Source organism: Patescibacteria group bacterium, assembly GCA_041659765.1.
Taxonomy (GTDB): Bacteria; Patescibacteriota; Patescibacteriia; order UBA9934; family UBA9934; genus JAGORL01.
The window spans coordinates 254,862-267,392 of sequence record JBAZXR010000001.1 but is presented as its reverse complement, the minus strand read 5'-3'; the positions used below and the strand labels follow the sequence as shown (position 1 = coordinate 267,392).

General features: G+C 50.6%; 12 protein-coding genes. 2 read left to right on the top strand and 10 right to left on the bottom strand.

Going from position 1 to position 12,531, the window contains the following annotated elements:
- Position 1: 1 nt before the first annotated feature.
- The 4 genes from WC813_01445 to WC813_01430 all read right to left on the bottom strand — a co-directional run bounded on the left by WC813_01445 (position 2) and on the right by WC813_01430 (position 4,893).
- Positions 2 to 1,474, bottom strand: coding sequence for a hypothetical protein (locus WC813_01445; protein ID MFA5946667.1), 1,473 nt, complete (start codon positions 1,472 to 1,474; stop codon positions 2 to 4).
- A 32-nt stretch (positions 1,475 to 1,506) separates the two neighbouring features.
- Positions 1,507 to 2,400 (bottom strand): protein translocase subunit SecF, encoded by an 894-nt coding sequence (secF, locus tag WC813_01440; GenBank protein ID MFA5946666.1) that lies wholly within the window; start codon positions 2,398 to 2,400, stop codon positions 1,507 to 1,509.
- Between the two features lie 4 nt (positions 2,401 to 2,404).
- On the bottom strand, positions 2,405 to 4,471 hold the full coding sequence (secD, locus tag WC813_01435) for a protein translocase subunit SecD (protein ID MFA5946665.1): 2,067 nt from the start codon (positions 4,469 to 4,471) through the stop codon (positions 2,405 to 2,407).
- A gap of 74 nt (positions 4,472 to 4,545) precedes the next feature.
- Positions 4,546 to 4,893 (bottom strand): hypothetical protein, encoded by a 348-nt coding sequence (locus tag WC813_01430; protein ID MFA5946664.1) that lies wholly within the window; start codon positions 4,891 to 4,893, stop codon positions 4,546 to 4,548.
- A 73-nt stretch (positions 4,894 to 4,966) separates the two neighbouring features.
- Between WC813_01430 and WC813_01425 the strand changes: the two genes are divergently transcribed.
- Positions 4,967 to 5,977 (top strand): rhodanese-related sulfurtransferase, encoded by a 1,011-nt coding sequence (locus WC813_01425; protein ID MFA5946663.1) that lies wholly within the window; start codon positions 4,967 to 4,969, stop codon positions 5,975 to 5,977.
- Here the strand turns inward: WC813_01425 and murI are convergent.
- The 3 genes from murI to secA are packed head-to-tail and all read right to left on the bottom strand — an operon-like array spanning position 5,946 to position 9,842.
- Positions 5,946 to 6,755 (bottom strand): glutamate racemase, encoded by an 810-nt coding sequence (gene murI, locus WC813_01420; protein ID MFA5946662.1) that lies wholly within the window; start codon positions 6,753 to 6,755, stop codon positions 5,946 to 5,948. The genes WC813_01425 and murI overlap by 32 nt on opposite strands.
- Positions 6,752 to 7,186, bottom strand: coding sequence for an NUDIX domain-containing protein (locus WC813_01415; GenBank protein ID MFA5946661.1), 435 nt, complete (start codon positions 7,184 to 7,186; stop codon positions 6,752 to 6,754). The genes murI and WC813_01415 overlap by 4 nt, the downstream gene beginning before the upstream one ends.
- A 1-nt stretch (position 7,187) precedes the next feature.
- Entirely contained in the window at positions 7,188 to 9,842 is a 2,655-nt protein-coding gene (gene secA, locus WC813_01410) for a preprotein translocase subunit SecA (protein MFA5946660.1), read from the bottom strand.
- 94 nt (positions 9,843 to 9,936) lie between these two features.
- On the opposite strand from secA, the gene WC813_01405 reads away from it, so the two are divergent.
- A complete protein-coding gene (locus tag WC813_01405) occupies positions 9,937 to 10,311 on the top strand; it encodes a hypothetical protein (protein ID MFA5946659.1) in 375 nt (124 codons plus the stop codon).
- A gap of 46 nt (positions 10,312 to 10,357) precedes the next feature.
- On the opposite strand, the gene murC is transcribed toward WC813_01405, so the two are convergent.
- The 3 genes from murC to WC813_01390 form a co-directional block, all read right to left on the bottom strand.
- The gene (gene murC, locus WC813_01400; protein MFA5946658.1) at positions 10,358 to 11,752 is read right to left on the bottom strand and encodes a UDP-N-acetylmuramate--L-alanine ligase; all 1,395 of its coding nucleotides are present in this window, start codon (positions 11,750 to 11,752) and stop codon (positions 10,358 to 10,360) included.
- Positions 11,753 to 11,754: 2 nt separating this feature from the next.
- Positions 11,755 to 12,057 (bottom strand): ribosome-associated translation inhibitor RaiA, encoded by a 303-nt coding sequence (gene raiA, locus WC813_01395; protein ID MFA5946657.1) that lies wholly within the window; start codon positions 12,055 to 12,057, stop codon positions 11,755 to 11,757.
- 103 nt (positions 12,058 to 12,160) lie between these two features.
- Positions 12,161 to 12,529 carry a hypothetical protein gene (locus WC813_01390; protein ID MFA5946656.1) on the bottom strand — a complete coding sequence of 123 codons (369 nt, stop codon included), beginning with the start codon at positions 12,527 to 12,529 and terminating at the stop codon, positions 12,161 to 12,163.
- Between the last annotated feature and the right edge of the window lie 2 nt (positions 12,530 to 12,531).

The following is a 12,531-nucleotide window of genomic DNA, read 5'->3' as shown; positions in this document are numbered from 1 at the left end:
GCTAAACCGGCAGGTTACTAGGAGCCTCATCCTCCGGCGCAGATGGCGAGTGCGGAGTAGGAAGAGAGAAGGCTCGCTCTATTTCTTCATCAGTCGGTGCCGAAGGTTTGTTACCCTGCATTTTCTTCCAATCCACCATCTCTGGTTCACCAACCGGAGCCATAGGCAAACCGCCAGGAGCCTCCGCCCTCCTAGATCCCTGAGCGGTCAAGACTGGCGTTCGAGAGTCCGCTCCTGGGAAGTGCCAAAGCGTAGCCAGCTCTTCAGAGTTTAAAATGCACGGTGTAGCACCCGGACCAAGCGAGCGCTTAGCGTAGCGTGAAGTAAGTTTTGATTGTTTTCCGGCGTACTGCCAAGCCATCCAGAAATAATCGTCCTTTGGAATAGACGGCCCGTGCATGCCGAACTGGTTCAACACGGAGTTAGCATAAGTCAGCATCATGCCCTTCATGCCGGCCGCCATCATACCCTTTCTAAAGTTAGTCTTTTTGCCAGAATAGACCACGCGAATTTTTGACTGCCAACCGACCTTAGAAATTTTATCAGTCACGCCTTCAATCTGTGTTTTATCGGCCGGCGTCAATTTAAACATCTGAAAATCACTCTTGGCAGGCTTTTTTTCCGCCCCGCCAGCTTCCCCGCCCACAAACAGTTGTCTAGCTACCTCTTTGGGAATACCAGACACCATGCCGCCTAATTCCTGCATCATGGTGGTCTTATGCTTCTCTTCTTTGCCCATGATCTTATTCACAAACTCAAGACCTGGCTTAGTCCAGTCCTGATCATGCGGCATGCGAAGCACAATTTGAATCCAAAAATTCTCGCCCGCCCGCATCTTGCCCATCAACTCCAAAATAGGAAACAACGGGTCCTTAAACTTGAAATCTTTTTCTCCCTGGTGCTCAAAATCTTCGTAGGTCCGGATGGGAAAATACTGCGGTTTAGACAAAACAAACTCGGCACCAAAAGCCTCCCACTCATTATCCGGGTATTTCGTGGGAATGTTATGTACGTAATCTTCTACCTCCGTTATTTGGGCTTCTGGATACTGAGCGTACAGATCAGCCTCCACCAAATCCCGCAATTTTTCAGTACAACGAATATAAAAGTGAATGCTGCCCTCATGGCTAGCTATCTCAAAAGAAAAAACTGCCTGTTCCTTACCTAACAGCCAATGTTCGCGCCAAGTAATAGAACTGCGTGTCCCAGCCAAGTTAGAAAAAAAGTTATCCATGCCCTTAGGTGTCTGGATGGCCGTCTGTGGCACGGTCACCTCCATGAGCACGTATTCTTGATGGTGGGCGTACTGCTCTTGTTTGTAATCAACCCAGACGTGAGTCATGCCCCAAACAATAACTGCAAAGATCGGGATCCAACCAAAAACTAGAAGAGCCTGAGCGGCCATCACCTCCGGCGGGGTTACAGCCAAATAGCCGGTAACCGCAGGCGGGAGATTGAGAATAATTCCGAGCATAAGGATGGGTATAGGATACCACATCCTACAGTCTACTTCTTGCCAAGTTTCTGCATGGCTACCAAGAGCGGGCTGGCCACGAAGATCGAGGAATACGCACCAGAAATAATACCGATGATCAGGGCGAGCACGAACGGACGAGTCGTCTCTCCACCCAAGAAGAAGATGGCGATCAGCGGAATAATGGTTGCAAGTGTGGTATTGAGCGAACGACCGAGGGTTTCAATGATGCTAGTGTTCACAATCTCGCCGAAAGTTTGGTCAGCGTAGCGGTGGCGGAACAAGTTTTCGCGAGTACGATCAAGCACCACGATAGTGTCATTGATCGAATAACCGAGAATGGTCAGCATGGCGGCCACGAAAGCCGTATCAACCTGATAGCCAAAAACCTTTCCAAGGACAGCAAAAGCACCCATCGGAATAATGACGTCATGAAACGCTGCGACCATAGTGACGACGCCATACTTCCAGCTCTTAACCGGGTAAGACACTTTACGGAAAGCCCAAGCGATGTACGCGCCGATGAGAACCAACAGAAAAACTAGCGCGGTAACGGAAGCCTTCTTGAGTTCATTACCAATAGTTGGACCGACGGAGTCAAACTTAACTTCCTCAGTCTTGGGCGAAATCTTCTTGATCGCAGCCAACACTGCCTGATGTTCTTCTTCGCTGATGGGCGAGAGACGAACAAAATAAGCACCGGTATCACTCTCTTGAACCGTCGCTTCGTGGCCAGTGGCCTCAACGGCTTTGCGCACGTCTTCAACGGATGACTCAACTCCGTGAATCTCAAGCAAGCTGCCACCAGTAAAATCAATGCCGAAGTTCAAGCCGAAGAAGGCGATAGAAACCACAGCTAGACCAACAATCAGGCCGGACAAGGCCAGCCAAACTTTTGAGTAACCAATGATATTTACGTTTTTCATAGGGTTACTTTACAGCCTTTACGGATTTGTAGCCTCTGTAAAACAGCCGAGTTCTCAGCTTTTTAAACTTAGCCACCCGCACCATGAAGAACTTGGTAACGACCATGGAGGAGAACATTGAAACCAGCACACCAATAGTCAGCGTCAATGCGAAGCCGCGAATAAAGCCAGTGCTCATAGAATAGAGCACGAGTGTGGCGATGAGTGTGGTCAAGTTACCATCCCGAATAGACGGCCAGGCACGGTGGAATGCTTCGGTCACGGCGCTCGGGAGGTCTCGGCCGCTCCAAAGTTCTTCCTTGAGACGTTCGAAGACGAGTACGTTCGCGTCCACCGCAATACCAAGCGAAAAGACAAAGCCGGCTATACCTGACAGCGTCATAGTCACATGGAAAGCCTTAAAGAAAGCCAACACAGCGACTGAATAAAACGCGAGAGCCAAAACAGCCATAACTCCAGGAAGACGGTAGTAAAGCAACATGAAGATCGCGACCAGAATGATGCCAACCAAACCGGCTTCAATAGACTTAGTAAGTGATGACTCGCCGAGCGAAGCGCCAATAGTCTGCTGGCTAACCACCTTAATCGGTACTGGCAGAGCGCCAGCGTTCAAGCGCTGAGCAGTGGTCTTGGCTTCCTCAAGCGTGTAGGCGCCGGTAATCTGCGCGGTCCCGCCGTAGATAGCCTCATTCACCACTGGCGTGGTCACCGGGTTGCCGTCCAAGAAAATACCAATCACCTTGCCAACATTAGCACTCGTTAACTCGCCAAAGAGTTTTGCGCCTTCAGCGTTGAAATCAAGCACAATATAAGGAGCGCCCGTATTTGGATCAAAAGCAACGGAAGCGCGCTTCACGTCCTTGCCGGACAAAGCAGTGTTCTTCCAAGGATCAACCTTAATCAGGTCAGAAGCCGTGGTCCACGGCATTTCAATGTGAGCCAGTTCGTAGGCCTTAACCGTCTGACTCTTTGGTCTGTAAATAAGGTGGTAACCAAAATCTGTCGTGACGATGTCAGAGAACTGTCCGTCTTTAAGCGCGAAGAGTGCCTCTTCAAAAGGTTTCACCATCATTCCCTCTTTCACAAAACCAAGCTCTCCGCCGCCGTCCTTACTGCCTGGGTCATCGCTGTTCGTTTTAGCAAGTTCGGCAAAATTGGACTTTGTGGCCTGACCCTTGAGGTCAGTGATCAGCTTAAGCGCTTCTTCTTTTGTGCGGTCGCTCTGACAGCTGGTCGCACCGGCGTAACAAATCAAGATGTGGGAAGCCGCCGGCTCTACTACGTTCTTCCGTGACACGTACTTCATGATATGGATGCGGCTGGTCCCTTCATAAAGGCCGTCAACCACCCCCGTGCGCAAACGTTTCTTTTCTATTTCAGAAATAAATCCTCCGTACTCTGAGTCATCACTCATGAGGAAGCCTAAATCACCGCCGTTGCCGGTAGTGACCGTGCCCGAGCCCTCCAGGGTAATCTGCGGAGTGCCCGCGCCACCGGCAGCCGGATCAATCGAATATTCTTTAGCTAACGCTGCAAAGTCAGCGCCACGCTTCAGCGCGAGCTCCAATACGGCCAACGCGGCTTTACGCTCAGTCTTCTGAGCGGCCTCAATCTGCGCTTGCTGTTCAGCTGTAGGATCAAGCTTAGGGTTTTCATCCGGCGTCTTAAACTCAAGCACCGGGGTCTCGCCAATGTTCTTGACGGCTTCAGCTACGTTCGTAATGCCTGGAAGATCCACTATAACGCGATACTTGCCATCAGCGATGGTCGTTTCAACTAGCGGTTCAGCAACGCCAAAGGAGTTTACCCGGCGTTCAACAACGTCACGCACACCAGCCAGAGCGTCCGATTTATCGCCGTCCGGAATGAGTGACATGTCCGCTTCATAAACTAGGTGCGCCCCGCCCTTCAGATCTAGACCTAAGGTAAACGGCAAATCCGGAATATACGGAAGGTGGAATCCCACCTTATCTTTCATACCAGCCATGGCCTTATTCCACGGCTGTGGATAGCTAAAAAGTCCAAAAAGCAGGAATGCGAGTACGAGCATCACTCCACCAAGTTTTTTCATAGTTCCCGGGCATTTTAGTGAACTCAAACAAAAAACACAAGCCCAGGTTATCCCCGGGCTTGTGTTGGGGTCGATTACGACTTAATGAACCTCACCTGGAACGCTGGCACCCAAGTCACGGAAATCTCATCAACATACTGCACTGGCTCGCCAGCAATGAACTTGTTCAAACAAATATCGGTCAATAGCTCGGCATCGCTCTTAATATCAACGTTAATCTCCTCCAACTTAGCCTTATCCATCTCTTTAGACAAAATCTCGTTCTCAATGGCCTTCTTCTGAAGCTTAAGCTCCGCAATCTTTTCTGAAATTTCCGTATACTGGGCACTATTTCTCAACTGATCCTGGAACGACGTCCGCAAATCCTTCCGCTCTGCCTTCTTTGTCTTCAAACGGGTGTAGACCTCTTCAAGTGATTGCATATGTTCGTTGATGAATCTCGTGAACGGCGATTATTGTAACATAAGGGATATTAAGGTAGAGTCCTTCATCAATATGCGTAAACTCGCAAACCACTTGAGCCACGAGCAGGCTCTGGCGAAATTAGCCCAAGAAACTGCCCCGCGGCAGACGCTTTCGTTTTACCGCTACGTGATTGTCGAGGAACCAGAGAAACTGCGTGATGAGCTTTTTGTTTCGTGGACGGAACTCGGTGTTCTTGGTCGAGTGTACGTGTCACGCGAGGGCATCAACGCTCAAATTAGTTTACCGAAGCCAAATGTCGAAAAGTTCCGCGCGTTGATCGACGCATCACCATACTTCGCAAACGTGCCATTCAAGTATGCGATCGAGGAACCAACAATCGCCTTCTGGAAACTCGCAATCAAAGTTAAACGACAAATTGTAGCCGACAATCTCCCGGCGGATACTTACGACATCACAAATGTCGGTAAACATTTGAATGCCGTCCAGTTTCACGAAGAGATGAACAACGGCGCCACAGTCGTCGACATGCGTAACAAGTACGAGAGCGACATTGGTCACTTTGACGGCGCGGTCACACCCAACTCACAAACCTTCGGAGAAGAACTACAGGAAGTGATCAATACACTCGCTGATAAAAAAGACGAAAAGATTTTGCTTTATTGCACGGGCGGTATTCGTTGTGAAAAAGCGAGCGCCTTTTTGAAACATCATGGCTTTGCGGACGTAAACCAGCTCTACGGCGGCATCATTAACTACAAGCACGAGATTGAAGAACAAGGACTCGCGTCCAAGTTCATCGGTAAGAATTATGTGTTTGACGGTCGCGGCGCTGAGAAAGTGACGGACGACGTGATTGGCAAATGTTTTAACTGCGCCTCCCCCGCTGATACTTACACCAACTGCCCTAATGACATGTGTCATGCGCTATTTATTCAATGCGCCAATTGCGCGACCTCTCTGCTCGGCGCTTGTTCAGACGAGTGTCGACAAATAGTCGCGTTGCCCATGGACGAACGCGTCAAACTCCGCAAAGGCCAAAAAGCTACGCTTAAAGTCCTATCTTCACTGTCTCAAAGCTAACGGGCACGCCGTAAAACGCACTGGCTTTCTTTTCTACATCGCCGGCTTCTCCAGTTGTCATAAAGGTTCTCGACGAGCTCTTCGCTAATTTCGCGTCCAACTCCAAGTGTCGTAAAAGGTAGCCACGCAAGCTCTTCGCCACCATGCTCGCTTGGTCGTAGACGTTCGCGCTCGCTGGCAACGCTTTTACGAAGAGGTGATGCACGAGCGGAAAATGGGTGCAGCCGAGTAAAACATTTTCTGGCGGAAACTTCTCGCCCATCACCATCTTCAATTCGGCGACGTATTTCTCAACTTCGACCAAAATCTTCTCAGCGCTCTCCCCCGCTTCGATCATCCCAACTAACGTCGGGCACGCAACTTGAAATACCTCCGCCGTTGGCTGGCGCTTCATGATTTCATGAACATACGCCTCACTCTTCACCGTTCCCGGAGTCGCAAAAATCCCAATAGTTCCGCCATGTACCTGCTCGACAGTCGGAACGAGAATCCCTAGCACCCGCTTCCCTGGATACTTCGCTGGCAGAACCTCCTGCTGAATTCGTCGGAGCGCATTCGCACTCGCCGTGTTGCACGCCAGAATGACAAGCTCGCATCCCTCTGCGAACAGATACTCGACCGCCTGCAACGTGTACTCGTACACCTGCTCAGGAGTTTTCGATCCGTATGGTGCTCGCGCGTTATCACCCAAATACAAAAAAGAATATTCGGGAAACTGTTTGTCGAGTTCCTTCATGATGACAAGGCCACCGAGACCGGAATCAAAGACGCCGATCATAGGTCTGAAAATAGTTTGCCGGACCGATAGTTCTGAATGAGAGTCAACGAGTCTAGAAACATCGGTGCTGGCAACTGGTCAAAATCGAACCAACCCCACTCAGAAATCTTCTCTGCCGGATAAACCTGCGCCTCTCCAGAAACCCAATCGGCTACTACCCCAATTGCCAAAAAATGCTTCGGTGGATATCGGACACTATTAAACAAGGTGGTGAATCTGATATTGGCAATCTCCATACCAGACTCCTCGTGGATCTCTCGACGCGCACAATCCTCGATCGACTCTCCATGATCAAGCTTCCCGCCTATCAACGCCCACTCCCCTTCTCCGTGAGCGTTTCGTCGCTTACCAAGGAGAAACTTTCCATCGCGCAATACAATAACACCCACGCCCACACGAGGAACGGAATATGGTTCGATGAGATCAGACATACTACCCTCCCGTCTTCGAACTGTTTCCTCCCCCGCCCAACATACTATTCAGCATCTTCATCATCTTTGGAGCGGCGTCGATGGCGGCGCGGGCTTGGATGGCTTGATCGAAAATCTTGAAGATATTGTAGGCGACCTCGCGCATGATGGCGTGGCGCATCTCGCCGTAAATACGGAAGGCTTCTTTCTTGTACTCCACGAGCGGATCGCGCTGGGCATAACCCTGGAGACCAATAGTGCGACGCAAATAAGTCATGTCATCCAGATGTCTCATCCAAAGGTTATCGGTCGCACGCAAGAGTGTTGCGCGTTCGAGGCGTTCGATAGTCTGCGGATCAGAAACTTTTTCCGCTACCTCCGCATACTTCGCGTTCACTTCAGCCATAACGGTTTCAATCACCGCCGTACGCTGACGAGCGAGCTCTTCTTTATCGCGCGAAATCATCTTCAAGGTCTCACCGACTTTCGCTGATGCTTCGCTAGACAATGGCGTGATGGTTGAAAGTGCTTCGACGATCTCTTTAGGATTCCAATCTCCTTTTGGTTGGTCAGCGAACTCGGCCGGAACTTCGACATCCTGTTTAGAGGTATGGAAGAAAATAATACGCTCAACTTCAGACTCAACCATCCGCATCACTTCAGTGTGCGGATTTATTTCTCGACCAGTTAACAGATCCTTGCGCTCGCTATACACCGTCAAACGATGGCGGTTGAGCACGTCGTCATATTCCAAAACATGTTTGCGAGTATCGAAGTGATGAGACTCAACTCGTTCCTGCGCCTTCTCAAGCGAACGAGTCACCATACCGCTCTCGATTGGTGTTTCGTCGTCGATTCCGAGCGAGTTCATCATGCCCTTCACACGGTCAGTGCCGAAGACGCGCATGAGATCGTCATCAAGCGAGACAAAGAACTGGGTGCTACCAGGATCGCCCTGACGGCCAGCCCGACCCCGCAACTGATTGTCGATGCGGCGAGACTCGTGTCGTTCCGTACCAATAACATGCAGACCACCAAGGGCGCGGACTTCTTCAGCCTCAGCCTTATCCGGCGGGTTGCCGCCAAGAATAATGTCCACCCCGCGACCGGCCATGTTAGTGGCGAGCGTCACCGCACCCTTGCGTCCAGCCTGCGCAATGACCTCACCTTCTTTCTCGTGGTTCTTGGCATTCAACATTTTGTGTGGCACGCCAGCGGCATGCAACAAAGCTGACAAGCGTTCGTTCTTATCAATCGACACCGTGCCGATCAGTACGGGCTGGCCCTTTTCATGTCGCTCTTTTGCTTCACGTACCACCGCCATCCATTTGCCTAGCTCATTCTTATAGATACGGTCCGGTAAATCTTTGCGGTTGTTGTCGCGGTTAGTTGGAATCTGGGTGACTTCTAGCTTATAGATTTTCTCAAACTCTTCAGCCTCAGTCGCGGCCGTACCTGTCATACCACCAAGCTTCTCATACAAGCGGAAATAGTTTTGGAACGTAATGGTGGCGAGCGTCTTGCTCTCGCGCTGAATCTTTACGCCTTCTTTGGCTTCAATCGCTTGGTGGAGACCCTCGGAATAGCGACGGCCTTCCATTAATCGACCGGTGAATTCGTCAACGATGATCACTTCCCCATCGCGTACGACGTAATCACGATCAACCTTAAACATAGCGTGCGCCCGGAGCGCCTGTTCCGCGTGGTGCACCATCTGCAAGCCTTCCTCATAAATGTTCTTCACCCCGAGCAGCACTTCCAACTTTTGGAGGCCAGGCTCCGTAAACGTAGCAGCCTTAAGCTTCTCGTCGAGATTAAAGTCGTCCTTAATAACCAATCCTTTAATAAGCTCCGCGAACTTGTAGTAAAGATCGGCAGATTCTTCTGCGGGCGCCGAAATAATGAGCGGCGTACGGGCTTCGTCAACAAGAATAGAATCGACTTCGTCCACAATCGCAAAATGCAAACCGCGTTGTGACAAGTCTTCAACACGTCCTGCCATGTTGTCGCGCAAATAGTCAAAACCGAATTCGTTGTTTGTGCCGTATGTAATATCTGCAGCGTACGCGTCCTTGCGCGAACACGGGCGCAAGAAATCCATCTGCACAAAGAATGATCCTTTTGTATCCCGCGCTTTTTCTTCAGCGGCAACCTCTTCTGCAGGCTTTTCTACTTTAAATTTTTCATCGTAGCGATAACCGCCTTCGTGCTGGATCACGCCAACCGAGAGACCGAGAAAATGGAACACCTGACCCATCCACACTGCATCGCGCTTGGCTAAGTAATCATTCACCGTAATCAAATGGACACCCTTTTCTGTGAGCGCGTTCAAATATACTGCCGCATTGGCGGTGAGCGTCTTTCCTTCACCGGTTCTCATTTCTGCAATTCCTCCGCGGTGGAGCGTAAGCCCTCCCATCATCTGCACGTCATACTGCCGCTGGCCGAGTGTGCGCTTGGACGCCTCGCGCACCACAGCAAACGCCTCATGCACAATGTCATCAAGTTTGGCGCCCTTTGAAAGTTTCTCTTTAAATTCTGCCGTCTTTGCAGCCAGAGCCTCGTTAGGAAGCGCCGAAATAACCGGTTCAAGAGCGTTAATTTTATCCACCTCGGCTCGCAGGTTTTTAACTACTTTAGCGTTCGGGTCTCCAAAAATCTTGGTCAACAAGGACATAGTTTGATGTTATGTACGGCTCGGGTATCTTGCCTGAAGGCTTGAGATATTTCAAGGAACCTGCTAACTTGAGCCAGCATTTTCCGGAGGCACCATGCAATCAGATTTCGACAAGTTCTTTCTCGAAGCCGAAAAGTGGAAGCGGCAACCCGTTAGCTTCATTTCAAACGGAATCTTCCGCAAGGGCATCCTGGAAGACATTCGTGTCTACAACCGCCTCTCCTCTCACCAAGGAAAAGCCATCGAAGCACGCCTTGCCGTACTGGATGTCCGCGTGCCCGGGGAAAAACCAAAACCGTGGGAACTGGACCGGACCCTCTGGCAGCTCCAGTGCAATTTCAGCCAGCCGCACGCCCGGCTCGTACGTACCTTGCTCGGCAACATCCTCTTCCGCAGCGGCAGCATCGCGGGTCTGGTTGAACTCACGAACCAAGACAGACAGCTGACTGCAGAACCGCCGATCAGGTAGTTCACACGTTCATCGACACGCCGCCCTGCACACGGGGCGGCGGTTTTTATTGAACAAGTTTCCGAGCAAGGTCATCAACATTCCCCGCACCCATGATAAGGACAACGTCACCTGCTTGAATTTCTTTTTCGAGTATTCTCTGTGCCTCGTCAAGATCCTTCGCGTAAAACATCGGCTTGTCGAACGTTGGCTGCAGTGCATCGAGCAAATCTTGGCTCGAAATCTTGCCTTCTTCTTCGTTGCGTCCTTCGACGTGATAGATCTCTGGCAGAACAACAGCATCAGCGTACGTAAAACTTTTCACAAAATCTGCAAACAGCGCCTTTGTGCGAGAATGTTGATGAGGCTGGAAGCACAAGACAATTCGACGGTTTGGAAACAATTCGCGAGCAGCCTCGATCGTCCCTCGGATCGCATCAGGATGATGGCCGTAATCGGAAATAATTTCTGCGCCCCGGTACTCACCAACTCTTTCGAATCTGCGCCACACGCCAGGAAATGCTTTCATGGCTTTCTGAATATGCGTCATGTGAATGTCGTACTCACGAGCCACCGCTGCCGCTGCCACAGCGTTGTAGGCGTTAAACTCGCCGGGAATTTTTAACTCGATAGACCCCAAATTCATCGGTCCATCGAATACAAACTCCTGACCGCCTGGCACTACCTTACGTTCATTCACTCGGTAATAGACCGGCGTAGCATAACGCCCAAACGTCCGGCGCTGCGGGCTATAAAGCTGCATTGAATTTTTATCGTCTCGGTTTAAGAGGACCATGCCCTTAGTCTTATCAGCGCACTCGGCGAAGGTCGAAATGATATGTTCGAGGTCCCGGTATACATCCAAATGATCTTCCGCAATATTCGTAATCACCGTGGTCTCTGGCCAGAGCTTCACCATCTTCTGTTTGTACTCGTCGCCCTCGATAATAAGAATGTCGCTCGCGCCGACGCGCAGGTTGCCCAGTTCCCAGCCAGGGACGAGCGTACCAACAAACACAGTCGGGTCGAGGCCTGCCTCTTCAAAAATCTTGCCCGTCATGGCCGTGGTGGTCGACTTCCCATTCGTTCCCGTCACGCAGATGGTTCGGTACTCCTTCGACAACTCGCCCAAGAAATCAAAATGCCCAAGCTGTGGAATGCCGAGCTCAGCCGCCTTCACACGCTCGGGATGATCTGCAGGCACAGCTTCGGAATACACAATCAAATCAATTTCCTTGGAAATATTTTCCGGCTTCGATCCTATCCAGATCTCCTGGTGTACGGGCTTGGCGCCGCCAAGCCCCTTCGCCAGAAGCATTTTTACCGAATCCACAATCGCTGACGCCACGGCGTCGGACCCGCTCACATCTTTCCCCTTGACCACCAAAAACTTGGCCACGGCACTAATGCCGATGCCACCTACTCCGATACAGTGCACTTTAGAATATTGGTCGAGAAACACAATTACCGCTCCTTGCGATCAACGAGCTGTCTCTTCAAGTCATCCTTCGCCTCATCAATTGCGGCGTACAAATCATCCTTCACACATTCAGCTCGCAAAAGTTCACCAGGAATGCTCATGTTAAATTCAGCACGGAAAATCTCGCCCTTATTATGATGATTGCTGGTCTTGCCCACATCAACCGCCACTACACATGGGTTATAACGCTCCGTAAATTTATCAAGCATGTCTAGTTTTTCTACAACGTACGTCTTAATTGCCTCTGTCAGCTCCATGTTCGTGCCCTTGATTTCAGAAATGTTCATATAGCTGTAGTCTAAAGGGAAAAGCTAAAAGTTGAAAGTGGACAAAATGAAACACCCGTCCCCTCGCGTTGAGGAAACGGGCTCTGGAACGATCGACGGCGAGTCAATGGATGAAGGCCATCCTCAGCTGTCCGAGCTTGCGCACCTCGGGATTGGTATAACCAACAGTCTCGAGAATGAGGACTTCAGCCTGGTGAACGACGACCGGAGGCTCGTTTGATACCTCGACCGGGACAATTTCAACGAGCATCGCCATCTCGCCCATACCGACGTGTTCTGAGTATGGAGATCTTATGACGAGAAACGTCCTTTCCTTGAGAAGCTCTGCGCCCCCCTGCCGTCCCCTGGCCGTCATCGAAGCGTTTTCAACACAATAGAACAGGTCACCTAGCTTCAAATCAAGGATCTTCATGGCACCCTCCGTGTTTATCTTCGAACAGATGATGGTAACACGGAAGAAATCACCGCGCAAAT